This is a genomic window from Pseudoduganella sp. GW821-FHT05F09, from assembly GCF_059419605.1.
Map to the genome: position 1 here is coordinate 88,938 of NZ_JBWKSD010000006.1, position 24,369 is coordinate 113,306.

Below are 24,369 nucleotides of genomic sequence, written 5' to 3' on the forward strand. Positions count from 1 at the left end.
CGGCGCGCTTTTTTAAACTACGGGATCACATGCGGCTGCCGGGAACGCGATATCAGGAACATGGATGGGAACAGGTGCGCAAGCTGCTGGGCCACTGCTCGCTGCTGGCCGTGCAGCGCATGGACTTGCTGCTGCTGGTTGGCGGCGGATGCGAAGCCGAGCAGCTCGACATTTACACGGACGCGCTGGCGGCCCAGTTGCGGCAGGCGCAGCGCAGCGCGCGCGGCGAAGCACCGGGCAACAGCTACGGCGAAAGCGTGTCGGAACTGGCCACCAGCCTCGCGTTCGAGCTCCAGGCGCAGCCCTCGTACTGGAGCGGGCTGGCCTCGGCCCTGGCCAGCGAGCACGCCCGGCATGGCGCGTTCTGGTTGAATCCCGGCAGCGACGCCATGCTGCGCAAGAAATTCAACGATATGTACGCCGGCCTGCGCGACAAGGTGGACTCGGACAACTACCAGGTGGCCACCGGGCGCGATTGCAGTCCCAATAAAATGTACACCTACCGCATGCTCGATACCGCTTACCGCGAGATTGAGCAGCTGTTCGCCAACTGGCAGCAGCACGAGCAGCAGATTGCGGCAATTCTTGGCCGCGCGGCGGAAGGCATTCCCATCGAAGCGCGCCAGATGAAGGCGATAGGAGGCTGCAAGGCCGAGTGGGTGATACGCTGGAGCGAGTCGCAGGAGCGCTTCACCGGCTCTCCCGGGCCGCTGCACACCAAGTCCAAGCGCTTCTCCAGCCTGAAGAACAGCCCCGGCAAGATCGCCGCGCTGATGGCGGAAATCGGCGAGTACGAGGCGCTGTCGGCCAATATGGGTGGCGCCGACGACTGGCGCGGCGACGACGGCGAAGCCACCGCCTGGCTGGACGACTACTTGCGCGTGGTCGGCGAATCGGAGCAGGCGGAGGAGGATGGCCTGCGGCATGTGGAGGACCAGATCCTGCCAGCGCCCGGCGAGGAGGACGATGCCGATATCCCCCCGGATTCGGACTCCGATTCGGACTCCGATGCGGACGCCTTCCAGCCCGTCCGCGACCCCGCGCTCGCCGCAGCCGACCAGGCCCTCGCGGCCAGTCTTTCCTTGCCCCTCCGCTTTATGGAACTGGCTACCGCCGCCCAGGATGGCGGCAGCCGCATGCTGCAGGTGCTGAATGGGGAATCGCTGCCGATCCGGCTGGCGGTCTACCAGAAACTGCTCGGCGCCGAAGACGAAAGCTATCCGGACGCTTGGCTGGACCCGGCCACCGGCGAGCTGCCGACCTTGCAGCAGTTGGCGGCGCTGGACCGGATTTCGATGCCGACGCTGCGCAAGCGCCGCAACGAGGCCATCGACAAGCTGTACGCAATGAATGGAAGGATGCAAAAATGACCACGCCAGACCGGAAATTGCAAGAGCGGCTGCTGCTGTCCCGGGCGGCGCCGGGCGACCGCCTGATGCTGCCGGACGCGGTCCTGCTGTCGGCATTGGACGGCAGCCGCGCGCTCACGCCGAACGAGCGCGCCGCCCTCCAGGCATCGCCGCTGACGCTGCGGCGCTTCCGCCAGTTGTCGCTGGAGCGCCGCGCGGAGGCTGGGTCGGGCGCGGCCAACGACGCGGTGTGGCAGGGCAGCAGGGGCATGCTGCGGGCCGCCTCCAGCAGCGCTGTGCTGGATGAACTGCTGACGGACGACGGCCACTGGCAATTGCATTTCCTGCAAACCGGGGAAGGCGGCTGGCAGCTTATCCTGAAGCTGGACGCCGGCGCCCCATTCGCTGCACGCCTGCTGCGCGAGCAGCCCATGCTGCGCGTGGTGGACGGCGGCGGCGCCATACTGCTGCAGGGCCGCCTGGACGCGGACGGTGAATGCGAGCGCGCCTGGCCGTTCGACACCGCGCCGATGGCCCATTTCCAGCTCTATGGCGCGAGCTTTGCCGTTGAGCCGGTGGCGCGGTAATCATGGGCATCTTTTCCTTCGTCCGCAGCCGCGGCGCATCCCAGGACGCAGCACAAGATGCGTCCTGCGCAGCGCTGGGCCGCAGCCTGGTGGCGGTGCGCTTGCGCGGCGCGCAGGCTCCCTCTGGCTGCGTGCACGTGATATTCAGCGAGAGCGGGCAGTCACGGCGCGCTGCCGCCGGCGGCGCAAGGGAGGGGGAGGTGGCGTACGCCTTCCATCCGGGGCCATATAGCGTGGATGTGACGCCCTATGCGGCCGCGCCCGAAATAGGCCTGCGCACCCGCGTGCTGATCGACGCGGCGGACCCGCGCGTGGCGCAGCAGCGCTTTGATCTGTATCTGTTCAGCGAGGTGGCGGAAGCGCTGGCCTTGGCGGCCTTGCAGGCTGCCGTGCAGGCGGCGGTGCAGGAAGCTCTGGCGCAAGGCATGCTGGAACTGCCGCCGTGCACGTCGCTGGACGAATGGAACGCCTTCCGCGCGGGGCTTAACCAGCTGCTCTACACCCGCTTCGGCGTAACAGTGGAAGACTGCCTGCCGGTCGACCTGGGCGAGCAAACCGACTACGCCGCCCAGCTCCGCTCCCGCGCGCAAGCGGTAGTCGCTGCCGTGCCGGACGCACCCGCCGCAATCCCGTTGACCGCATCAAAGCCCGCTGCAGCCGCAGCCAGTGCCACAACGGCCGCCGCCGCGCCCGCGACCGCCGCCGCCGCCACCGCCACCGGCCCTGCCGCCCCCGTAGCAGCCAGCGCAACGAACGCCCCCGTTGCCGCGACTGTCCGCGACGACGCGCATGCGCTGCGCCGCCTGTTCCTCGAGCTGCCCGCGCTGTCGAGCGGTTTTCGGCAGGTGGCGCTGCCACCGGGCCAGCCTCTGTTCCTGGCGCACCGCAGCCTGTTGCAGTGTGTCGCGCTGCTCGCGCTGGACGTCAACACCATGCCAGCCCTGGCCTGGTCCGCCCCCGGCCAGCCGGCGCCGCGCGCGCAGCAAGAGCGCCGCTCGGGCCACAGCATCCTGGCTGCCCGCGAACTTGACCAGGCCTGGGCCTTGCTTGCCCGTTTGCAACTAGCCGCCAACCCGCTGCAATTCGGCGCCGCCTGCGGCACGGCCGATCCTGAACCGGTGCTGGCCGCCCTGATGGACGAGGCCGAGCGCATTGTCGCCAACCTTGACCACCACCTTGCACAGCGCCGCGCCGCCACCGGCGAACACGCTGCGGAGGCCCAGCCAGGAGCTGAACAGCGCCGGGAGCCATCGCTATGAGCTGCACCACGAGTCCGAAACTCCCCGCCAACGCAGAGTGCCGCTGCGTCCTCACGGATGGCCGCGTGCTGACCATCACCGCCAGCCGCCGTCCGCGCGCCAACCGCGCCGACGTCAAATGCGCGGTGGCCGGCGCTCCCGCCCTGAGCGAGCGTATGCAGGAAGTCGTGCGCCTTGCGCGCCACACCGAACACCGCTTCGACAGCCGCGACCAGGTAGTGCTCAGCATGGACCTCGCACCATCCGCCGGCGAACGTGGCTGGGAGCTGGCCGCCGTGCTGGCGGACCGCATGGTGCGCGGCGCCTGGCAGCCCGCCTGTCCGCTGGTCTACGCCGACGGCTGGTCCGACAATTGGCATTGCGGTAGCGTGACCGGCCAGCCCGAAGCGGCGGCCCACCTGCAAGCCCTGATCGAAGCGAGCCCCGTGCCAGCGCTGGCCGTCCTGGGGGCCCCAAGCGCGCCAAGCGCCGAAACCGTGCAAACCAATCCCGGCAGCCTGACCCTGTCCCACCTCGGCGCCCTGACCGGGCACACCGACCCCTCGGCGGCCGTATCCAGCGCGCGCGCCTGGTTCCCGCTGCACAGCGGCGGCATCAACGACAGCCTGAATTGGGTGGAAGTCAGCGTTTACCCTGTAGAGCAAGGTGGCGCCGACGAGGAAGACACCATAGCCGTCCCCGGCCTGGGCCTGACCGCGCAACTGGCCGTCCGCCAGGCGCTGGCCGGCGCCCGCCACTTCGACGGCCGTGGCCTGGGCCGCTGGCGCACCGTGGTGCGTTTCGGCCAGCCGCGCTTCCAGGGCGCCTCCCACGAACTGGCGCTGGTAATGGCCGACCGCCTCGCGCGCGGCCGCGAATTCGTGCCGCGCGGCCGCATCATCGCCAGCGGCTGCTCCAGCGCCTGGCATGCCGGCCGCGTGGACACCGTGGAAGGCCGCGAAGCCAAGATGGAGTTGATACTAAAGCAAGCTGTCCAGGGTGACCGCGTGCTGCTGCCCCGGGATTGGCAAAACGACATCCCGCCAGCCTACGCCGGCGCCTTGCGCGCCCGTGGCGCCTCGCTGGCGTGCATAGAACGGATAGGCATGATCTAAGCCCGGGCTTGAATCGTGCGCAAGATAAAAGCGGCGCGCCCCTGCTAAAATCAGGACCGGACGGGGCGGCTGGAATGAGTATGCGGTAAGCAGGTTTACAAGGAGTTCGACATGTTCCGAATGTTTGGTTTTGGCGGCGTAAAATGCCCGCGCTGCGAGCATAAAAATGGCGCCGGCACCGGCTACTGCGCGAACTGCGGAGTGATATTGGGTGCGCCGCACAATGAGCCCGTGCTGCGCGATAACCGCTGGATACCGGCCAACGACGAACTGGCCGTCTATTTCGGCGTGCGCCAGCTATCGGGCGTGTTCAACAAGACGCTGCGCGTGCCGGCCACCACCCGCGCCTACATCCTGCAAGCGGACAAGGCCACCGAAGTGCCGCAAGGCGAATACGAGATCGAAGGCTTCTTTACGCGCCTGAACCATCTGCTGCGCGACCAGCACGCCGAAATCCTTATCACCCGCACCACGCCGCTGCCCGTCGAATTTTCGTTCAGCGACCTGCACACCACCGAGCACCTGAAAGTGGCGGCCCGCTTCAAGGTCGGCATCAAGGTGGAAAACGTCCCGGCCTTCGCCCAGCATTTCATGACCGTGCCCGGCGCCGTCACCACCTTGCATCTGCACGCGCTGCTTGCCGACTCCGTGCGCCAGGTGGCGGCGGAATTCATCGGCGGACGCTCCATGCGCGACATGAGCGGCAATGCCGACCTGCGCTTGCAACTGGACGAACGCCTGCAAGCCGCCCTCAAGCTGCGCCTGGCCGAATTCGGCCTGGCGGTGGCGCAGGTGGACACGCTGTCCCTGCGCCACGACAAATTCGACAACAACCGCGAACGCGTGGGTTCGCTGTGGCTGGTGGCCGACGAGCGCCACGCGCAGCTGGAGCACGTCAAGCAGCTCGATGAACTCTACAACGAAGAAGAATGGCAAGCCATCTGGCGCGAGGAACAGAAACTGCGCAGCGATTTCCGCCGCGCCGAATTGCGCCAGGACGCCAACGTGGACAAGGCCGAACTGGTGCAGCAGGAGGCCGAACGCGTGCAGGCCATCCGCGCGCGCGAGGTGGACCTGTATGGCCGCATTATCGAATCGCGCACGCGGCGCGAGGCCTTCGAGCGCGGCGCCGGCGCCACGCTGATCGAGCTCGAACACGAGCTGGCGAAGAAAAAAGCCGGCCGCGCCGGCGACGTGGCCGAATGGGAGCACGTGCGCCAGGTGGCGCAGATCAAGATGCGCACCGAGCTGGAAGTGGCGCAGCAGGCCGCGCAGGAACAGCGCCAGCTGGCGCAGCAGCGTTTCTCGCACCAGCTGCACATGCAGCAGATCCAGAACCAGGTGGCGCAGGCGTTGACGATAGAGGACGAGGCGCACCGCCGCGCACAGCTGCAACTGCTGCGCAAAAGCGAAACGGATGCGCAGCAGCGCGAGGCCGAGCTGGAGGCGGAGCACCACAAGGCGCGCTTCCACGGCGTGGCGCTGGCAAACGCGGCGCGCAAGCGCGAAGCGGAGCGCGTGCAGGAATGGCAGGACCAACAGCAACTGGCGCACCAGCGCGAGCTTCTGCGCGGCGAAGCCGTGAAGGACGCCGAGAACACGGTGCAGGTGGCCGAAGTGAACCAGAAGCTGGACCAGATGCGGCGCGACGGCGCCAGCGCCGACGCCGTGGCGCAGCACGAAAAGCTGCTGCGCACGATAGATGCGGACGGCGTGCAGCAGCGCCAGGCCCAGGCCGTGATCCATCGCGCCGCGCTGGACCAGCTGGCGGTGGACGAGCAGCGCCTGGCGCTGAAACAGCGCGAGCAGGAAGCCGAATGGCAGCGCGACCTGAAGAAAATGGAGCATGAACGCGAACAGAACTTCGCGCGCTGGAAAGGCGAGTACGACCTGCTGCTGGCGCAGCAGTCGCACGCTGCGGAACTGGCGCGCATCGACATCGAGCGTATCGCCACCATCGGCAACTTGAGCGATACCGGCAAGGTCGCGATGGCCCCGGAGCAGAACGCCGCCGCGCTGGCGCAGGTGATGAAGGAGCAGGTGCGCGCCGGCATGAGCCCGGCGCAGATCCAGTCCATGGCGGCCGTGGTGGCTGCCGAAAACAGTCTGAGTCCGGCCGACGCCATGCGCATGCTGCAGGAACGCGTGAACGAAGAACGCGCCCACCGCGACGCGCAGGAACAGAAGGACAAGCAGCACCAGCTCGACCTGCTCAAACTGCAAAACGCCACCCACGCCAATGCGCTCAGCGCGCAGATGCAGCTGGGCGTGGGCGTGGCCCAGGCGGGCGCCCCGGTGCACCACCATCACACGGCTGCTAATGTAGCCGGGCAGTCTGCCGATAGGGTAAACAACAGCGTGTGCGTGAACGGCCACCCGGTTCCGGCCGACCGTCCGAACGCGAAATTCTGCGCCGAATGCGGCGTGCCTTTATAAGTTGAAGATGCAAACAGCAAGAGACAAGATACGTGAACTGCGCGCCTTGCATGACGATGGCCTGTTAAGCCTGCAAGAGTTCGACCGCCGCAAGAACGCTATCCTGGACGCCGAGTATTCGCCGCTGGGAGGCAGCGCCGCGCCCGGCGCATCCGCGTCGCCCATCCAGATCCGGCAGGGCACGGAACTGGGCCTGATGGCGGGCCAAGAGATCGGCCCGCAGAACCGGCGCTACCGGCTGGAGCGCCTGATAGGCCTGGGCGGCATGGGCCAGGTGTGGCAGGCCACCGATCTGGCCACGCAGGAGGAGCTGGGTCACAGCGCCCAGGTGGCGCTGAAGATACTGCCGCCGCAGCTCACCCAGAGCGCCACGCACACCAAGCTGCTGATCGAGGAGGCGACGCAGGCGCGCCGCCTGTCGCACGAGAACATCGTGCGCATCTACGAATGGGCGCAGGACCCGGCCACGGCCAGCTACTTCATCATCATGGAATGCCTGGACGGCCAGGACCTGGACGCCTGGCTGGCCCATTCCGGCCCGGCCACGCCGGAACAGATCCAGACTTTGCTGCGCCCCGTGGCGCACGCGCTGGACTATGCCTGGGACAAGTACAAACTGGTGCACCGCGATATCAAGCCCGGCAACGTCTTCCTGACGCAGAAGGGCGAGGTCAAGCTGCTGGACTTCGGCATCGCCTCGCGCGCGCGCAACGCGGGCAGCAGCCTGGGAATGCAGACGCCGAACGCAGGCACCACAGGCTACCGCGCGCCGGAAGCGGGCGCCTCGCAGCGACAGCCCAGCCCCAGGCTGGACGTGTACGCGGTGGCGGTGATGATCTACCAGCTGCTTGAGGGCAGGCTGCCCTTCGATGAAAACCGCAACGCGCAGTTTCTGCCGTCCGCACCGGCCGCGCTCAACGAGATGCAGTGGCAGGTGCTGCAGCGCGGCTTCGCGTTTGCGCAGGACCAGCGTCCCGAGTCGGTGACCGCGCTGCTGGACGCCTTGCTGGGCGCATCCGGTCCCAGCGAGGCGGAGCTCGCGGCGCAGGCGGCCGAGCGCATGGAGCGCGAACGCCAGCGCGAGCAGGAGCAGCGGCGCGAGCAGGCCGCACGCGCCGAGCAGGCGAAAGCGGCGGAGTTGAAGCGGCAGGCGGAACTGGCCGAACGCCGCAAGGCGGAGGCGCAGGCGGCCGCGCTGGAAAAGGTGAAGCTGGACCAGCAGCGGCGCGAGCTGGAACGCCAGCAGCGGCTGGAGGCGGAGGAGGCGGCCAAGGAACGCAAGGCGCGCCTGCGCGAGCAGTTGCTGGCGCGGCGCGAGGCCGATGCGCTGAAGGCGCGCCAGGCGCAGGAGGAGCAGCAGCGCAAGGCGGCGCAGCTGAAGGCCGAAGCCGCGTATCGCGCCGAACAGGAGCGCCACCGCAAGGAGCAGGCGGCGCGCAACGCGGCCGAACTGGCGGCGCTGATGCCCACGCCGGGCAGCCCCGTTGCGGACGCCAGCGGCGTGCTGCGGGACAGGTTCGTGGACGGCACCGGCGTAGGGCCGGACCTGGTGCTGATACCGACCGGGCGCTTTCAAATGGGTTCGTCCGAACATGAGCGCGCCGTCGCCATGCGGGCCGGGTCGCAGAAGTCCTGGCTGGACAGGGAGACGCCGCAGCACTGGGTGGGCATCGAGTATCCCTTCGCCATGGGACGCTTCCCGGTGACGGTGGGCCAGTGGCGCCAGTTTGCGCGCGCCACGGGCTGGGAGTCCATGTCGGACACGGATTGGGCGTCGCCCGGCTTCAAGCAGGACGACGGGCATCCGGTGGTGGGCGTGAGCTGGAACGACGTGCAGAAGTATCTGGCCTGGCTGTCGGAAAAGACGGGCCAGTTGTACCGTTTGCCGAGCGAGACGGAGTGGGAATACGCCTGCCGCGCCGGGACGCACACGGCGTTCAGCTTCGGCGACGATATCAGCACGGAGATGGCCAACTACGACGGCAACTTCACCTACAACAATGGCGCCAAGGGCGAGTTCCGGCATGGCACGACCAAGGTGGATGCGTTCCAGCCGAATCCTTGGGGGCTGTTCGACATGCACGGTAATGTGTGGGAATGGACGCAGGACTTGGTGCATGACAATTACGAAGGTGCGCCGAACGACGGCAGCGCGTGGGAGCAGGGTGGCGATGCCGCGCGGCGCGTGCTGCGCGGCGGCTCCTGGCTGTACCAGCCGCGCTACCTGCGCTCGGCCCTGCGCAACGGTTATTCCGCTGTGCTTGCCAACGACATCGTCGGCTTCCGCGTGGCGCGCAAGCTAGCGTAACCCGCCATGAGCCGCCTATGCCAGGCAGCGCAGCTTCGGCGTCCGCCGCATGGCGGGTGCGTCCTGTGGATCCACCATCAGCCGTGCGCCGCGTGCGGCGAAGCGGTAGCGGCGGCCGGTGGCGCTGCCGGTCACCACCAGCGCCGCCACGCCGTCGTACACGAAGGCCACGCCCGGCGGCGTGGCGAAATGCGGCGCGCCGGCAGGCGCTTCCACCGCCCCCTGCGCCGCCCGCATACCTTCCTGCGCACTGGCGCTGTAGCCCTGCGAGCCATAAATCTTCTGCACCATCTGCTGGCGCTTGCTTCCGCAGCATCCCATTTAAAGCTCCTCTTGCCGCAGCGCGCCGCGCACGCGCTCCAGCGTGATCGCTGCGGCGGACAGCGCGGGCCACAGCAGTACAAAGTGCTGCCAGCTTGTGCCCAGCATGGCGGCGGCCGGCAGCGCCACCCACAGGCTGGCGCAGTAAAAACAGTCCAGCATGCGCCCCAGAAAACCGTCGCCCGCCCAGCCGCGCAGCCGCACCGTCAAGTCCCACGGGCCGTCCTCGGCGTGCAGCAGATGCGTCACCCGCCACACCGCCAGCACAGCCAGCAGCAGCTCGTACCATGCGCCGTCCATCTGCAGCCCCTAGCCCATATTCTCCCCTGGCTCCGGGCACACGTCCGGGCATAGCTCCGGACGCAATATGGTGAACGCCACTTCGAACTCGTTGAAGTGGGTCAGGCTGGGCGCGCCGCAGTTGGCCGTGCGCTTCCAGGCCTTCAGCCGCAGGATGTAGGCGCAGCAGCGGTCAAAGTCGCTGCCGCGCAGCGTCACCTTGTAGTGGCCGCCGTACCAGTGCGGCCTTGGCGCGCCCTGCGACAGCGCTTCCAGATACGTTGGACCCACTTCGAACGTGGGGTCGGCGCTGAAGGTGCCATGTACGCCGGTGCCGATCTGGAAGGTCTGCGCCACGCCGTATTCCGCGAACAGCGTGTAGCCGCCCAGGTGGCCGTCCTGCACGGTCGCGGGCACGGTGGCGCTGAAGTGCACGGTAAGCGTATCGCTGGCGGACAGGCGCACCATGTCGCAGGCGCTGATGCAGTATTCGCCGGCCGTGCCCTCGTTGACGCAGATGCTGCGGATATAGCAATCCGGCTCATTGGTGCAGTCATGCACCGTGCCCGGCCCGCAAGGATGCAGCGCGGTGGGCGCCGGATGCACCATGGCCTGGTTGTCCACGCGGATGAACACCTTCTGCGCCTCCTGCTGGCCGCAGCCCGGCAGCACGCGCGCGCTGGCCAGTATCAAGTTGTCCGCCGCGTCGGCCGAGTAGCCGATGAAGCGCAGCTGGTACAGCGCGTCCGGCGTGATGGCGGGATTGGCCGTGGTGTCGAAGTAGAACAGCGTGTCCGGGTCGTACCAGACGACCTGGCCGCCGAAGCGCGGAATGGCCGGGTGCAGTGCCTCGTAGTGCTGGCGCGTGATCATGACGGTCTGGCCGTTCTTCGTGATGGGCGCGAACGCGGGCGCCGGCTCCAGGGCTTGCCCGCTGCCGTCCCAGTAGTGGCGCTGGAAGCCTTCAAAGGCTGGCGGCGGCAGGTCGGTCCAGACGCCGCCGTCGCGCGAGACCTGCACCTTGAAGTAGTCCACGTCGCTGCCCACGCCGCCGCGTATGCGCAGCGAGCCGTAGAACGGCCGGTCTTCCGGCGCCGGCAGGGCCGTGTACGCGTAGCCGCGCAGATCCGGCAGCGGAGGCACGTCGGCGGCGCCGATCTGGCTGGTGTCGACGCAGCCAACGAAGGTCACTTGCAGGCACTCGGGGCACTCGGGGTCGTAGCAGACCGGCAGGCAGCACGCCTGGTCGTTGGCCAGCAGCGTGACGTGCAGGCTGGCGGGAATGTCCCAGCGCGTTTGCGCATTGCTTTCATTGCGGATGACGCGCACCGCGCCGCCGCAGGGCTGGGTCACGCGGAACGCCACGTCCGGCGCGCAGTCGTTGCGGTCCCACCAGGGCCAGATGTGCAGGGCCGCCAGCTCTGGCGAGGGCGGCAGCACCGCCAGCAGCGCCTCGGCCGACATGGCGTTGTCCGGAACGCCCTGGCCAAGCTGCATGCGGGCGGCGGGCATGGCGCCGCTGCGCGTGGCGTGGGCGGCCAGCTGCTGCAGGTACAGCGGGTCTGGCGAGGGTGGTGGCGGCACCGGCGGCAGCGGGATGCGGTAGCGCGTCAGCAGGTCCTGGATCTGGTTGATCAGCTCATGGTCAACGGCCCAGCTTTGCAGCAGCCACGGGCGCCAGCGCAGGCAGCACCAGCGGAAAGTGATGACGAAATTGCCGTTGATGTCGGTGATGGCGGATTTGATCAGGTCGCGGTGGTACCAGAAGAAGAAGCGGTCCAGGTCGTAGGCTTCGACGGTGGCGCCGGGCACCGGCTCGTCGCAGAAGCTCCAGTGGCCGGTGGCGGGATTGTAGTGCCAGCGGCGGCACACCACGCGCCCGCGCAGGGTGTAGGTGCGGCAGCAGAACAGCCAGCAGTGGTAGATGGCGATGTCCACCGCCAGCACGCCCACGTCCACTTTCACCTCGTAGCTGGCATTGGCGCCGGCTGGTTCGCCGGGGGAGGCGTCGCCGCCGTCGTCCGTGTCGGAGCGCTGGCCGGCCAGGTCCACGACATGGTTCAGCGTGTCGATGCCCAGCAGTTCCAGATCGCCCACGTTGGGGCCTATCACAAGGCGCACCGGGCATGGCAGCGCGGCGCCGGGCAGCAGCGGCGCCTCGAACTGCACGGCAAAGCGCAGCGGCTCGCGGCGGTTGCCCGCCTTGACCACGGTGGAGCCCAGCACCGCGCCTTCGCGCACCACCGCCGCTCGCAGGTCCAGGTCGGGATCGAATTCTTCCTCGGGTATCTTGCTCAAGTCTATGGCGCCAGTAATTTCGCTCATGATGGTCTCCATTGTTGGCCCTGCACTTTTTTACTCTATGGAGCGCAAGCGGCGATTGCCAGCCATATGCGGCCTGTGTTTGAGCTAGGTCATGAGATGTGCATTCTGTGTAGATGGGCGAATGGGATAGGCGAACCAAGGGCAAACGGTGTACATTGTGGCTTCCAAGACTTACGCATGCGAGGAGCCCATGTCTATCAAAGTAATCCGCGACCAGTCCCTGCCAATGCGGCATATCGCCCATGTGCGCAACCACATCATTTCCGTCGACGGCACAGTGGAGGAGGGCGGCAGCGACGCCGGTCCTTCGCCGCACGACCTGTACGACGCGGCCATCAGCGCCTGCAAGGCGCTCACCGTGGTGTGGTACGCCAAGCGCAAGGGCTATCCGCTGGAGAACGTGGAAGTGACCACTGAACGCGACGACAGCGAAGAGCGCAAAGGCGTGTACCGCTTGTCCGCCACGGTGCACCTGACCGGTGACCTGAGCGAAACGCAGCGCGCCGAGCTGCTGTCGGCGGCGCAGAAATGCCCGGTCCACAAGCTCATGACGGCTGTGACGACCGAGATCAACACCGTGCTGGGGTAAGCATCATGACTATTTCCAATGTGTTGAAAGGCCACGAGAAAGACCTGGGCGGCGGCTTCGTGGTGCGCCGCTATCTGCCGTCGGCGGTGAAGCAGGCGGTTGGCCCGTTCATCTTCTTCGACCATTTCGGCCCGATCGACGTGGCGCCGGGCTCGGACCACGACGTGCGTCCGCATCCGCACATCGGCCTGGCCACGGTGACTTATCTGTTCGAGGGCGCGATGGACCATCGCGACAGCCTGGGCACGGTGCAGCGCATCGAACCGGGCGCCATCAACCTGATGACTTCGGGGAAGGGCATTGTCCATTCCGAGCGCACGCCCAAGGACCTGGTGGACCAGCCGCACCGCACGCACGGCCTGCAGCTGTGGGTTGCGCTGCCCAAGGAGCATGAGGAATGCGAGCCGTGCTTCGAGCACACGCGGGCCGACCAGATTCCTTCCTTCCAGGTGGACGGCGCCAGCGTGCGCGTGCTGATCGGCACCGCTTTCGGCAAGACCTCGCCGGTGAAGACCTACAGCCAGACGCTGTACCTGGACGTGGCGCTGAAGGCGGAGCAGGAGATAGGCCTGGCGGGCTTGCCGGCCGAAGCGGCGATCTATCCCATCAGCGGCGAGCTGGAAATCGACGGCGTGCCGCTGGCGCTGCACACCATGGCGCTGCTGGACACGAGTACCGCCCAGCGCGTGCTGGCCCGTTCTGCCGCGCAGTTCATGGTGATAGGAGGCGAGCCGCTGGACGGACGCCGCTTCATGTTCTGGAATTTTGTGTCGTCGCGCAAGGAACGCGTGGTGCAGGCGGGCGAAGACTGGGAAGCGATGCGTTTCGATCAGGTGCCGGGAGAAACCGAGCGCATTCCGCTGCCCAAGCGTCCGGCGGACAAGGAGCCCACGCCGTTGTAAGCGTTTTGGTCAGGCGGTGTGCATGTCCTGCGCGGCGATGGTGCTGTGCAGGTCGTGCGCGCCGGTGCGGATGATCCAGCTTTCCGGATACGGTTCGCTGGCGAAGCGCATCAGGCGCGGCATGCGGCTCAGCTTTTCCAGCGGTGTGGCCGGCGCCAGCGCGGTCTCCTTGCCGGTGAGCTGGTCCAGGTGCCAGAAACCGCCGTCGTGGTGCAGTATCAGCGGCAGTGCGGCCGCCTGCGGCGTGGCCGCGAAGGACGGCATGGGGTAGCCCGGGTGGCAGTTCGGGGCCAGCAGGAACAGGCATTCGGCGTGCGCGCCCTGGTCCAGCCGGTGCAGGATCACGCCATGCGGCATGATGGCCGACACCTGCAGCACCACGATGCCCTTGATGCTGGCGCTCATTTCAATACGCATGCCCTGGCGCAGGCGCACCGGCTTGTTCTTGCCGGGCCAGACGCCGTCCAGCAGGATGCCGTAGCGCGACACGTCTTCAATTTCAAAGCCGCTGCCTTGCGCGGCGCGGCGTATCACGGCGTGGCGGCCGGACAGGCGGCGCGTGAGGCCGTTCGCTTCCGGGCTGCCCTCGCCGAAGTGCTGAAGCAGCACGTCCGCGTCCGGGTCCACCAGTTCAAAGCGTCCCAGCACGCATTCGTCCAGCGCGAACAGGCGCAGCTGGCGTTGCGAGCCCGCTTCCGGCGCGGCGTTGACGAAGCTCGCGGCGGTGGATGGATGCGGATGCACCGGCGCGCTGCGCGGCACGGCGATCTCGATCAGGTCTTCGTCCCAGGCGATGGTGGAGAAGCCCATGTCCACCTTGCCTTGCGGCGCGTCCAGGTTGACGTGGGCGATGCCGGCGTTGCGGGCGGTGACGTCGATATCCAGGCTCTCGCCGCCTTGCGCGCTGACGCGGGCAATCGAGGCGTCTTCCGCCACCACGCGCACATTCTTGTGCGTGCTGAGGAAGATGCGGTGGATTTCAGTGAGCGTGGCGTCCAGGCGCGGCACCAGGATCACAAACACGCATTCCCAGCGGCGCGTGGCCAGGCCGGCGTGCTGGCTGAGCACCTCGGCGCTGATTTGGTATTGGCCGTGTTCCTTGTTCCGGGATGTGAATTCGACAAACGCGGGCCGCCAGCCGCCGTCCGCCGCGCGCACGAACTGCTGGCGCGAGGCGCCGTTCGGTATCAGTTCGGATTGCAATTGGATAGTCAGTTGCGGCGCGCAGTCGTCCGGCATGCCGCGCAATTCCATTTTCAGGGTCTGGCGGCCGCCTGCGGCGCGCGGGTCGAAACCGCTGATGTGCAACTGCGGGCGGGGCCGCGCCGTCTGGTAGGCGGGGGCACTGGCCTGCACATTGGCAGGGGCGTGACTGGCCGCCGTGGCCGGGGAGGCGGCACGGGCGCTGCGCATGGCACTCAGTAAATCGTAACTGGTGGGCGCGGCTGCAGGCTGCTGATGTCCGCCCGCGCATGCATCTTCTCCGGGGAGTACCCAGAATGTGCAGTGCGGGTGGTCAGTGTTGCTGCATTTTTTCATGGCTTCAGGACCGGCGGCATAAACGAGAGCTTACGGGTTTTGCCAGTGCATGGCAACCGTTCCAGCCGCTTATTCCATTTGATTTGCGCTAGCGCCAAAGAGCGGGGCAAGGGCGCAACAATGCCCTGATCAAAACGGCATCACACGGGCCAGTGGTAGTGCCGTTTCGTCAATATTGCAACCGCCTTGCGCGGTCTTGAAACGCAAGGCGATGGCTGTCAGATTGTCCAGTTTCAGGCCGGACGGCGGCGCGCTGCGGTAGCTGCCGAACAGCGCTTCGACCGCGCCGGCGGCGCTGGCCGAGCTGCCCAGCAATGCCGGCCATTGCGCTATCCATTCCTGCGGGCGGCGGCACGCCCAGAAGCCGTCCGTGGCCAGCAGGTAGACCGCGCCGCTGCGCACCGTGATGGCGCGGCGGTCCGCCAGCGGGCGCAGGAAACCGGGCAGGCGCGCGCCCTCGAGGGCGCACAGTGCGTCGTCCAACTGCTGCGGATCGGCGAAGGCGTTGCCGAGTATGAAAGCCTGCGCGATGTGCGGCCGGTGTTCGCCATGCACCTGGCGCCACCATTCCCCGGCGTCCAGCAGGCCTTGCATGGCGAAAGCCGTGGCGGGCACATGGTCTATGGTGAGCGCGCACGCATGCTCCGGCGTGATCTCGTACAGGCGCGAATCGCCGACGTGGTAGAGCAGCGGCTGCTGCTGCGGACGCAGTTCCAGCAGCGTGAGCGTCGTGCCGGGACGGCGCGCCTGGCCCGCGTCTCCGGGCGTGCTGAATTGCTGCTGGAGCTGCGCGTGCAGGGCGTCCAGGCGCGCGGCCAGTTCCTCCAGCGTGGCGCAGGCGGGCATGCGCAGCAGGCCTGCGGCCGCCGCTTCCGCCGCCTGCCGCCCGTAGCCGTGGCCGCCCATGCCGTCCAGCACCGCCATGCGCATATGGCCGCGCGGCCAGTTTGGAAGCTGGACCGCGCGTTCGATCTGGCCATGCAGGACGATGGCGCGGCCGTTGGCGTCTATCAGCACCAAGTTGTCCTGGTTTTCCAGCGCGTGGCTGCTGCTGTTGCTGGAGGCGCTGCGCGCTGCCACGTCGAGGCCGGGGCCGAAATTGAGTGTCTCGAATAAGGACGCCACGCTCATTCCGCCGCGCGCCGCAGCCACAGGCTGCTCACCCAGCCGGTGCTGGTCTTGCCGTCCGCATGGGCGCGTACTTCCCACCAGTCGCCGTTGCGTATGCCGGTGGGCGTGACGCTGGCGCCGGCCGGCACCAGCGCCAGGCGCTCCGCGTCCACGCTGGCCGAGGCGCGCAGGTTCAGGTCGCGGTGTACGCGGAAGGGAAGAGACGCGGGCGGCAGGCTGCGGATTGGAGCCGCTGTCTGCGTTTGCATTGCGCTCGCCGGGGCAAAGGAACCGGGCAGGCCGGCCAGCTGCATCTGCGGCTGCGGGGCGCTGGCGAAATGCAGTATCAGGCTGCCAAACGCCCATGTGCCCAGCACCGCAAGGCACAGGTTGCGCGCTGTGGGGCGCCGCCACCACTCGCGCGGCGTGAGCCAGGAGGCCAGCACCAGTGTGATGGCCAGCCCCGCCAGCCAGGCTGCAAGGCCGTGAAAGGAGTCGATCCGCATGGCGCCGCTCACGCGTCGAAACGCAGCACATAGTGGCCCGCGACGAGATGGTGGCCAGCCGGCAGCAGGTAGGGAGCGTCGGCGCCGGCTTCGCCTATGCTGGCTACGAATTCCATGCGCTCGTCGAGGTGGTACAGCGCCTGCGAGGCGGACAGGCGGCCGATCTTGAAGCCCTGCGGCGCCGCTTCAAAGCTGAAGGCGTTGCGCGACAGGCCGATGCGGTCCGCGCTGGCGTTGCTGCCGGCACCGTTGCCTGTGCCCAGGAAGCGCGGCGAATCGAGCACGCGCAGCGCGGCCAGCGCGGGGCTGCCACGGCCGAAGGCGAGGCGCACTCCTGGGGCAATGGCGGTACTGAGCGGCTGCGCCAGGCACACGGTTGCGCAATAGCGCTCCGCCATGGCCGGCGGCGCGGGCAGCACGCGGATGGCGCGCGCGTCCACCGGCGTGAAGCTGGCGGGCGCGGTGATGCGCTGGCGGCCGCTGTCCGTGCAGGCATAGAGTTCGTCGCTGTCGTTGACGAGGAAGCTGATCGCGCGGCTTGCGGCCAGATCGGCGTTCAGGGCAAGGGTATGGCCGAACGGAACTTCCAGCGCGGTGGCGCCGGTGTCGCGGTAGCGGCTCAGGCGCGGCAGGGCCAGCGCCACCAGGCTGACGCGCTGGCGTTGCAGCACGGGCGCATAGGTTGCGTCGGTCTCTCCACTGCGCGGGGCGGGCCGGCGGATGGGCTGTGGAACGGCGGTCAGGTCGCTGCTGTCCGCCTGTACTTGCGGGCGTGCCTGCCACACTGCGGCGCGGGACGGCGACGCACTGCCGGCGCTGGGCGCCGCGGCGGATGCGCTGTGCTGAGGCGCCGGGCGGACGGCGGGCGGCGCGGAGCTGCTGCGGGTGATTTTGAGCAGCAGGCGCGCGCCGGCGCTACTGTCTTTTGACTTGATAACGTAGTGGCCCTGGCTTGCATCGAAGCTGCAATCGAAGGCGTCCTTGGGCCGCATCTGCACCACAGGCTGCGCGTCCGGGCCGTCGTTCAGCAGCAAGGTGGCGCTGTCGCCACCGAACGGCCAGCCGCTTGCCACATAGCTGGCCGCGCCTTCGCTGCCGCCTATCAGCGCCAGGCGCTGGCTCGGGTAGACGGCGCACACGGGCTTCCATACCGCACTGTCGCGCGACACGCTCACGTTGAACAGCGCCTTCTCGTCGGGCGCGGGCAGGTAGACGGCGTGGCCGAAGCGCACCTCAACCTCGCCCGGCGCCAGCTCTTCCTTGCCCAGCACGTCGTAGCGCACTTGGTCGCTGCCGAGCAGGTCGCCGAAGTCCTTCTGGTGCAGGGCGGCCAGGGTCTGCGCCAGTTCGCGGGCGCGGGCGCCACGCGTCAGGTGGTAGTCGTCATCGACTTCCTCTTGCGGCAGCATCAGCGTCACGTGCGAGAAGCAGCGCGTGGCGGCGCGGCCGCGATGTTCGCGCGGGCTGCGTTCAAGCAGGTCGCGCAGCAGAGGGCGGCGCGAGAACAGCGCCAGGCCGGGTGCTTGCCAGATTGCCTCGGCGTTGAAGACGTCGGGAATCCGCCCCAGGACTTCATGTTGGACGTAGATCGGCATGTTCGTTCTCCTCTAAAGATTGCGCGCTGACCGCACAGCAGGCTAGCAGGGGGCACAGGAAAAACAGCAAGTGGCTGCCGCCGGCGGACAGGAAGCTCATGGGCTGGCCCATGATGGGGAAGATGGCCAGGTTGGTGCCCCAGGACAGCAGCAGGTGGCCCAGCACAAACGCCGTCCCGCCGCACAGGGCGAAGTAGCGGAAGCGGCCCAGCCAGGCCTGGCGGAAATCGCGCGCCAGCGTGGCGGCGGCGTAGGCGCGCGCGGCCACGTGCAGCAGGCCCGCCACCAGCGCGGCCTGGGCGGCCCACAGCAGCACTGCGCCTACCAGGCCGTGGCGGTTCAGGAAGAAGGCGGGCGCGAAGTCGTCCTGCACGGCGGGGATGTTGACGGCGGCGCCAACCGGCAGGCCCAGGGAGCGCAGACCCAGCATATTGTCCGCGCCCAGCCAGCCGCCTTCGGCGATGGCGTGGGCGCCGAGCAGCAGTTGCTGGCCGGTGTGGGGATGGGCGGCAGGCGCGAGCCAGACCTGGAAGCGGTCGGCGTAAAAGCTGCTGGCCAGCGGCCACTGCGCCACGCCTTCCGCCCCTGCGCCGCGCACCATGGCGATGGCGGCGATGGCCGACAGCGCACCGCAGACCAGCACCGCAGCGAGCACTCGCTGGCGGGCCGCCAGGGCGTAGGCGAAGGCCATGGACAGGCTCCACACCAGCAGCAGGATCAGGGGCGAGAAGTCGTCCACCTGGACCAGCGCGAACGCGAGCAGCGCCAGGAACAGCAGGGCGGGGGCGGCCAGTTGCAGCCAGCGCGCGGCGTGGCCGGGTTGGTGGTTGTTGGCTTCGTTCCAGCTCATGCGTAGCGCAAGGCAGTGGGCGGTGAGGGCTGTGAGGGCGAGCTTGGCGAGTTCCACCGGCTGCAGGTCGAACACGCCGGTTTCGTCGCCACACAGCACTTGCGCGGCAAGCGCGGCCAGCGCTACGGCGGCAAGGATGGCCAGCAGCCATTCCATGGTGCGCTGGGGCGTGACGGTGCGCGTGCTGCGCCGCCATGTATGGGACAGGTGCCACAGCGCGCTGGCGCCGCTGCCTGCTGCGAGCAGCGCGGTGCTCTTTTGGTAGTAGCGCAGCCAGGACGACACGCTGGCGCCCAGGCCGAGTTCGAGCTGCGCCAGCAGGCCGGCCGCCAGCAGTACCAGGGCGGCGGCTACCGGAAGGGGGAGGCGCCTGGGCGCGAGCAGCCAGCAGGCCAGCGCGCTTGCGCCGAGGAGCAGGGAACAGACCGCGCTGCCGGGATGTCCGGCGCGCTGCGCCACGATGGCCGCAACGCCGGCTGCCAGCAAGGCCGTAGCGGCGACGGCGCGCGCCAGTGCCTTGGCGGACGCCGGGCGCGCCGGCCCCGCCGTCCGGACGAACAGCTGCGCGGCCATGGCGACGGCCAGCAGCGCCAGGATGGCCGGGGAGTCGGCGATGCCCCACAGCGTCCGCTGGCGCCATTGCCAAGTCACTTCTGGCGGCAGCCGGGCGTCGGGAGCAGCGAACAGGGCCATGTGCCGCGAGGGTTCAAGTGTGAGCGCATCGCCTCCTGCCGCGCCGGGCTGCCGTCCCAGCTGAAAGCGTGTGCGGCCGATGCTGAATGAGCTCACGCCGGCGAGCGGACGTTCTTCCTGGCGCAGGCTGGCCTGCACGGGCGCTTGCGTGCCAGCTGCGGCGCGGCTGATGGCGCGCAGGGCGGTGTGGCCGTCGTCCTGCGGCCCTGCGCTGAGCGCGAGCTGTCCGCCACTGCGGGCCAGCATGGCGGCGCCGGGCGCAATGCCGCCGAGCCCCAGCCGGTTGCCGCAGTGGAGATTGCCGCCGAAGGATAGCGGACGGGCCAGCGTGAGCACACCGGGCGCCACGCGGTTCCACAGCGCCGTGATGCGCGTTGCGGCGGAGGCGTCCGGGCATGAGGGCTGGGCGCTGCCGTCGCGGTACAGCGTGGCGCCGTCGTAGCGCCAGGAACTGCCGCCAAACTGGAATGCCGCCTCGCGGCCAGCGCGGCCCGGCTCCAGCGCGAACAGTGCGCCGCCGATCTGAAAGCTTTGCATGTCCGCCAGCGCCGCGCTGCCCATGCGCTTGTCGCCGTCCGGGCCGTGCAGCACGGCGGGCCGCGATGCGCTCAGATTGCGCAGCAGCCAGGCGCCTTGCGCATCCCGGCGCAGCTGGATGTGGGCGTGCTCGGCCTGCGGAGCGGCCAGTTCCCGTGCGCCGAGCATGGTTTGCGCGCCCGGAGCGAGCCGGATCTCGATGGCGGCGGGAGACCAGGCGGCGGGGGCGCGCAGCAGTGACCAGGCTTGCAGCGCGGTCAGCACCAGCAGCGCGGCGGCGGTGGCGGCGAACAGGCGGCTGCGCATCACGCCTCCGCGCCGTGATGCCAGCTGGTGTGGGCCAGGCCGGCGTGGGCAGTCCACCAATGCGGCGTTTCGGCGGCCCGCCGGTACGGCAAGGCGGCCGGGCCGGCGATAGCGGCCAATTGACGGCTGATGTCGATCGCGTGACGCGGGCGGGCCTCCGGCTCCGGGGCCAGCAACTGGCGCAGCAGCCGCAGCGCTGCGTCTGCGGCTGGGCCGGCGGAGCCGAAGGCGCGCGCGAACAGCATCTCCTCGTCCGCGTGCAAGGTGGCGGGCAGGCCGCCATGCTGGCGCAGCAGCACGTCCGCACCACCGCTCAGATGGTTGCGGTAGGCCAGCCCGCATTCGCCGCAGTAGCGCAACTGCGTGCCGCCGGTCGCCAGGTAATAAAACAGGGCGCCGAGCGCGAAATAGTCGCTCTGGCGGCCGGTGGCATAGCCGCCCCCGGGCGCAGGGAAGAACTGTTCAGGCGCTTGCCAGTTCGCGGTTCCGGTGTAGGAGTGCTCGCCGTGCGCGTCCAGGCGCCGGTTGGTGCCGAAGTCGGCCAGCTTCACATTGCCCAGCAGGGTGTCGACCAGCACATTGGCCGGTTTCAGGTCCAGGTAGCGCCATCCGTATTGATGCACCTTGGCCAGCGCCTGGTTCAATTGGGACATCCAGGCCAGCAGCCGCTCCGGCGCCAGCGCTTCGCCGCGTCCGCGCAGAGTCTTCATGTGGCGGGCCAGGTCGCAGTCCAGCAGCTCCAGCGCCAGCACCGGCAGGCCGTTGTGCCAGCCGCTGTCGAGCAGGCGTACGATATGGCGCTCGTCCCAGGGCTCCAGCAGTTGCAGGAAGGTGATCTCGTTTTCGGCGCTGGCGATCCAGCGCTCCCGCTGCGCGGGCAGGGCGCGTGCCATCTGGGCTTCGTTGATCAGTTTGAGCGCCACGTCGCGCGTTCCGCGCGGCCCCTCTGCGCGCCAGACAACGCCGTAGGCCGAGCCGCCGATGCGCTCGCGCAGGCGGTAATGGCCCAGTTCCAGGGTGATGATGCTGTCGCTTGCTGTCATGGTGCTCCCCACACGGCGGCATGCCGTTGCGGAGCGCTAGCGGAGGGCGGAAAAAAAGCGTAAAAAAACGGCCTGCGCCGAGGGCGGAGGCCGTTAAGGGGTCATACAGGGATTCGGGTATCAGCGATGGCCGTGGCCGCGTCCGTGATAGCCACGGTCATGGTAGTAATCGCGGCGCGATTCGCGGTAGTAGTACGGGCGCGAAGGTTCAACATAGACCACGGCTGGCTCATAGTAGCGCGGCGCGGGTGCGTAGTAGACCGGCTGTGGCGCAGGCGCGTAGTAGACCGGTTGCGGCGCTGGTGCGTAATAAACCGGCGCAGGCTGGGTGTACACGCGGGTGGACACGTAGCCGCCGCCGTGATGGCGTCCGCCGCCCAGGCTATTGCCGACCGCCGCGCCAACCAGGCCGCCCACCACCGCGCCGCCCGAGCCGTTCTGGCTGCCGATGGCCGCGCCGATGACGGCGCCGGCTGCGGTGTTGAAGTCACGGTCGCCCGCAGCCATGGCGGAAGACGAGACGGCAACGGTGGCCAGCAGTGCTACCGCGCCCAGGAATTTTTTGTTCAGCATGGTGTTCCCCTTTGCTCGGCCAGGACCGAAATGGTCATGTTGCCGTCGTATGAGTATTACTATAGCTCGGCAAATCGGGCGCACGGAACGAATATACACATTCTTACAAAGCTGCCCGCCGGCGCTCCCATTCCGGCCGCAGCAGGCCGTAGATGCTGACATCCTGATAACGTCCGTTGATAAAGAAGGCGCCGCGCAGCCTGCCTTCCTCGGTAAAACCGCACTTTTGCGCGATGCGCACCGAGCCGGTGTTTTCCGGCGCCGTCAGCAGTTCGATGCGGTGCCAGGCGTGCACTTTGAACAAATGGTCGACCAGCATCCGCAGCGCCTCGCTGATGTAGCCGCGCCCGGCCAGGGCCGGTTCCAGCAGGCGGTAGCCGATCTCGCGCGAGGTTGGCGTGCGGCTTTTGAAATGCGTGATGACGCCGACGATGTGGTGGGCGCGGTCCTCCACCACAAACAGCTCGCTGTCCTCGGTGACGAAGCCGTTCTGCATGAACTCCCGGCGCATGGTTTCCGGCGACTTGAACTGCTGCGAAAAATAGTCGCCGCGCGAGGGCAGGTCATTGGCCAGCGCGATGAAGGTATTCAGGTCGGCGGTGAGCAAATGGCGCACGGTGCACAGTTGTCCTTTAAGCATGGCCGCATCCATTCGTTGGAAAAGCTTCAGTGTAAATCCAAAAACTAGTGCGCAACATTATTAAATACGTTATCGTTTCCGTCCCTACAGTTCTACCCAACCAGGACCTGCATGAAAACCGTTTTGACCGTTTTGATGAGCTGCATGCTGAGCGCCGGCGCGATCGCCGCCCCAGCCAACGACCCCGCCACCCTGGGACAGATCCGCGACGCAGCGATGAAGAGTGACTATGCCTACGAACGCCTGGCCGACATGACGGACCTGATCGGTCCGCGCCTGTCCGGCTCCCCCGGCGCGGCAGCGGCGGTGGAGCAGGTGGCCGCCGCCATGCGCAAGCTGGGCGCGACGGTGACCCTGCAGCCGGTGAAAGTGCCGCACTGGGTGCGCGGCGCCGAAACGGCGGAACTGGTGGACTACGCCGGCCGTCCGGCCGGCTTGAGCCAGCGCGTGGTGCTGACCGCCCTGGGCGGCTCGGGCGCCACGCCCGCTGCCGGCCTGACCGCGCCGGTGATCGTGGTGCGCGACTTCGACGAGCTGAAAGCGCGCGCCGCCGAAGTGAAGGGCGCCATCGTACTGTTCGACGTGAAATTTGACCAGGAAATGGCCGACCGCGGCCTGGCCGGCCCAGCTTACGGCAATGGTTCGCGCTACCGCACCATGGGGCCGAAAATCGCCTCGCAAATGGGCGCGGCGGGCTTCCTCGTGCGCTCGGTAGGCGGCGCGGACTTCCGCATCGCCCACACCGGCGCCACCGCGCTGTCCGAAGCGGACCGCATTCCCGCAGCGGCGGTGACGGCGGAGGACTCGATGCTGATCGCCCGCCTGTCCAAGCGCGGCCCGGTCAAGATGCACCTGACGCTGACCCCGCAAAACCTGCCGGACGCCGACAGCTTCAACGTCATCGCCGACCTGCCGGGCACCGACAAGGCGGACGAGATCGTGGTCGTTTCCGGCCACCTGGACTCCTGGGACCTGGCCACCGGCGCCAACGACGACGGCACCGGCGTGGCGGGCGCCATGGGCGTGCTGCAAACGCTGAAGGCGCTGAACCTGAAGCCGCGCCGCACCATCCGCATGATCGCGTGGATGAACGAGGAGAACGGCACGCGCGGCGGCGCCGCCTACCACGCGGCCAACAAGGACACTATCCTGAAGCAGTTCGCCGCCATGGAAAGCGACAGCGGCGGCGGCCGTCCGTTCGGCATTCTGGCCAGCGTGGAAGCCAAGGCCGAGAAGCACTTCGCGCCTGTGATGGCGGCGCTGCAGCCTATCGGCGCCGGCGTATTCACGCGCCGCGACCACGTGGGCGCGGCCGACCTGGCGCTGCTGGAAAAAGACGGCGTGCCGCTGTTCCAGCCGCAGGTGGACACCTCGAGCTACTTCCACTACCACCACACCCCGGCCGACACGCTGGACAAGGTGGACCCGGAAAACCTGCGCCGCCACGTGGCGGTCATGTCCACGCTGTCCTGGTATCTGGCGAACATGGAGCAGCCGCTGGGCCGCGCCCCGGTGGTCGAGAAGTAAG

Annotated in this window: 20 protein-coding genes; 9 read left to right on the forward strand and 11 right to left on the reverse strand. The window is 68.2% G+C overall.

Going from position 1 to position 24,369, the window contains the following annotated elements; translation table 11 throughout:
• Window positions 1-29: 29 nt before the first annotated feature.
• The 6 genes from AC07S4_RS20155 (at window position 30) to AC07S4_RS20180 (ending at window position 9,033) form a co-directional block, all read left to right on the forward strand.
• Window positions 30-1,370 carry a hypothetical protein gene (locus tag AC07S4_RS20155; RefSeq protein WP_494988348.1) on the forward strand — a complete coding sequence of 447 codons (1,341 nt, stop codon included), beginning with the start codon at window positions 30-32 and terminating at the stop codon, window positions 1,368-1,370.
• A complete protein-coding gene (locus tag AC07S4_RS20160) occupies window positions 1,367-1,936 on the forward strand; it encodes a hypothetical protein (protein WP_494988349.1) in 570 nt (189 codons plus the stop codon). The genes AC07S4_RS20155 and AC07S4_RS20160 overlap by 4 nt, the downstream gene beginning before the upstream one ends.
• Before the next feature lie 2 nt (window positions 1,937-1,938).
• Window positions 1,939-3,195, forward strand: a complete 1,257-nt coding sequence (locus AC07S4_RS20165) for a hypothetical protein (protein WP_494988350.1) — start codon at window positions 1,939-1,941, stop codon at window positions 3,193-3,195.
• Window positions 3,192-4,289, forward strand: coding sequence for a hypothetical protein (locus AC07S4_RS20170; RefSeq protein WP_494988351.1), 1,098 nt, complete (start codon window positions 3,192-3,194; stop codon window positions 4,287-4,289). Before AC07S4_RS20165 ends, AC07S4_RS20170 begins: the two co-directional genes overlap by 4 nt.
• A gap of 231 nt (window positions 4,290-4,520) precedes the next feature.
• Entirely contained in the window at window positions 4,521-6,725 is a 2,205-nt protein-coding gene (locus AC07S4_RS20175) for a coiled-coil domain-containing protein (RefSeq protein ID WP_494988352.1), read from the forward strand.
• A gap of 7 nt (window positions 6,726-6,732) precedes the next feature.
• Entirely contained in the window at window positions 6,733-9,033 is a 2,301-nt protein-coding gene (locus AC07S4_RS20180) for an SUMF1/EgtB/PvdO family nonheme iron enzyme (protein WP_494988353.1), read from the forward strand.
• A 15-nt stretch (window positions 9,034-9,048) separates the two neighbouring features.
• Here the strand turns inward: AC07S4_RS20180 and AC07S4_RS20185 are convergent, their stop codons facing one another.
• Genes AC07S4_RS20185 through AC07S4_RS20195 form a run of 3 tightly spaced genes read right to left on the reverse strand, consistent with a single transcriptional unit; the run spans window position 9,049 to window position 11,958 of the window.
• Window positions 9,049-9,354: a hypothetical protein gene (locus tag AC07S4_RS20185; RefSeq protein ID WP_494988354.1), complete on the reverse strand. Its 306-nt coding sequence runs from the start codon at window positions 9,352-9,354 to the stop codon at window positions 9,049-9,051.
• Window positions 9,355-9,654 carry a DUF1360 domain-containing protein gene (locus AC07S4_RS20190; protein WP_494988355.1) on the reverse strand — a complete coding sequence of 100 codons (300 nt, stop codon included), beginning with the start codon at window positions 9,652-9,654 and terminating at the stop codon, window positions 9,355-9,357. It lies immediately after the preceding gene.
• A 9-nt stretch (window positions 9,655-9,663) separates the two neighbouring features.
• Window positions 9,664-11,958: a hypothetical protein gene (locus AC07S4_RS20195; RefSeq protein WP_494988356.1), complete on the reverse strand. Its 2,295-nt coding sequence runs from the start codon at window positions 11,956-11,958 to the stop codon at window positions 9,664-9,666.
• A 190-nt stretch (window positions 11,959-12,148) separates the two neighbouring features.
• Between AC07S4_RS20195 and AC07S4_RS20200 the strand changes: the two genes are divergently transcribed.
• Window positions 12,149-12,547 (forward strand): OsmC family protein, encoded by a 399-nt coding sequence (locus AC07S4_RS20200; protein WP_161072323.1) that lies wholly within the window; start codon window positions 12,149-12,151, stop codon window positions 12,545-12,547.
• 5 nt (window positions 12,548-12,552) lie between these two features.
• Window positions 12,553-13,449, forward strand: a complete 897-nt coding sequence (locus tag AC07S4_RS20205) for a pirin family protein (RefSeq protein WP_494988357.1) — start codon at window positions 12,553-12,555, stop codon at window positions 13,447-13,449.
• Between the two features lie 9 nt (window positions 13,450-13,458).
• On the opposite strand, the gene AC07S4_RS20210 is transcribed toward AC07S4_RS20205, so the two are convergent.
• The 8 genes from AC07S4_RS20210 to AC07S4_RS20245 all read right to left on the reverse strand — a co-directional run bounded on the left by AC07S4_RS20210 (window position 13,459) and on the right by AC07S4_RS20245 (window position 22,841).
• Window positions 13,459-14,862 (reverse strand): FHA domain-containing protein, encoded by a 1,404-nt coding sequence (locus tag AC07S4_RS20210; RefSeq protein ID WP_494988358.1) that lies wholly within the window; start codon window positions 14,860-14,862, stop codon window positions 13,459-13,461.
• Between the two features lie 255 nt (window positions 14,863-15,117).
• The gene (locus tag AC07S4_RS20215; RefSeq protein ID WP_494988359.1) at window positions 15,118-16,113 is read right to left on the reverse strand and encodes a PP2C family protein-serine/threonine phosphatase; all 996 of its coding nucleotides are present in this window, start codon (window positions 16,111-16,113) and stop codon (window positions 15,118-15,120) included.
• A 2-nt stretch (window positions 16,114-16,115) separates the two neighbouring features.
• Entirely contained in the window at window positions 16,116-16,604 is a 489-nt protein-coding gene (locus AC07S4_RS20220) for an SH3 domain-containing protein (protein ID WP_494988360.1), read from the reverse strand.
• Between the two features lie 8 nt (window positions 16,605-16,612).
• A complete protein-coding gene (locus AC07S4_RS20225) occupies window positions 16,613-18,199 on the reverse strand; it encodes a hypothetical protein (RefSeq protein WP_494988361.1) in 1,587 nt (528 codons plus the stop codon).
• Window positions 18,177-20,585: an FtsW/RodA/SpoVE family cell cycle protein gene (locus AC07S4_RS20230; protein WP_494988362.1), complete on the reverse strand. Its 2,409-nt coding sequence runs from the start codon at window positions 20,583-20,585 to the stop codon at window positions 18,177-18,179. Before AC07S4_RS20230 ends, AC07S4_RS20225 begins: the two co-directional genes overlap by 23 nt.
• Window positions 20,585-21,628, reverse strand: coding sequence for a serine/threonine-protein kinase (locus AC07S4_RS20235; RefSeq protein WP_494988363.1), 1,044 nt, complete (start codon window positions 21,626-21,628; stop codon window positions 20,585-20,587). The genes AC07S4_RS20230 and AC07S4_RS20235 overlap by 1 nt, the downstream gene beginning before the upstream one ends.
• Before the next feature lie 120 nt (window positions 21,629-21,748).
• A complete protein-coding gene (locus AC07S4_RS20240; protein ID WP_494988364.1) occupies window positions 21,749-22,201 on the reverse strand; it encodes a hypothetical protein in 453 nt (150 codons plus the stop codon).
• Window positions 22,202-22,304: 103 nt separating this feature from the next.
• Window positions 22,305-22,841: a GNAT family N-acetyltransferase gene (locus AC07S4_RS20245; RefSeq protein ID WP_494988365.1), complete on the reverse strand. Its 537-nt coding sequence runs from the start codon at window positions 22,839-22,841 to the stop codon at window positions 22,305-22,307.
• A 111-nt stretch (window positions 22,842-22,952) separates the two neighbouring features.
• On the opposite strand from AC07S4_RS20245, the gene AC07S4_RS20250 reads away from it, so the two are divergent.
• Window positions 22,953-24,368 (forward strand): M20/M25/M40 family metallo-hydrolase, encoded by a 1,416-nt coding sequence (locus AC07S4_RS20250; protein WP_494988366.1) that lies wholly within the window; start codon window positions 22,953-22,955, stop codon window positions 24,366-24,368.
• Window position 24,369 lies beyond the last annotated feature (1 nt).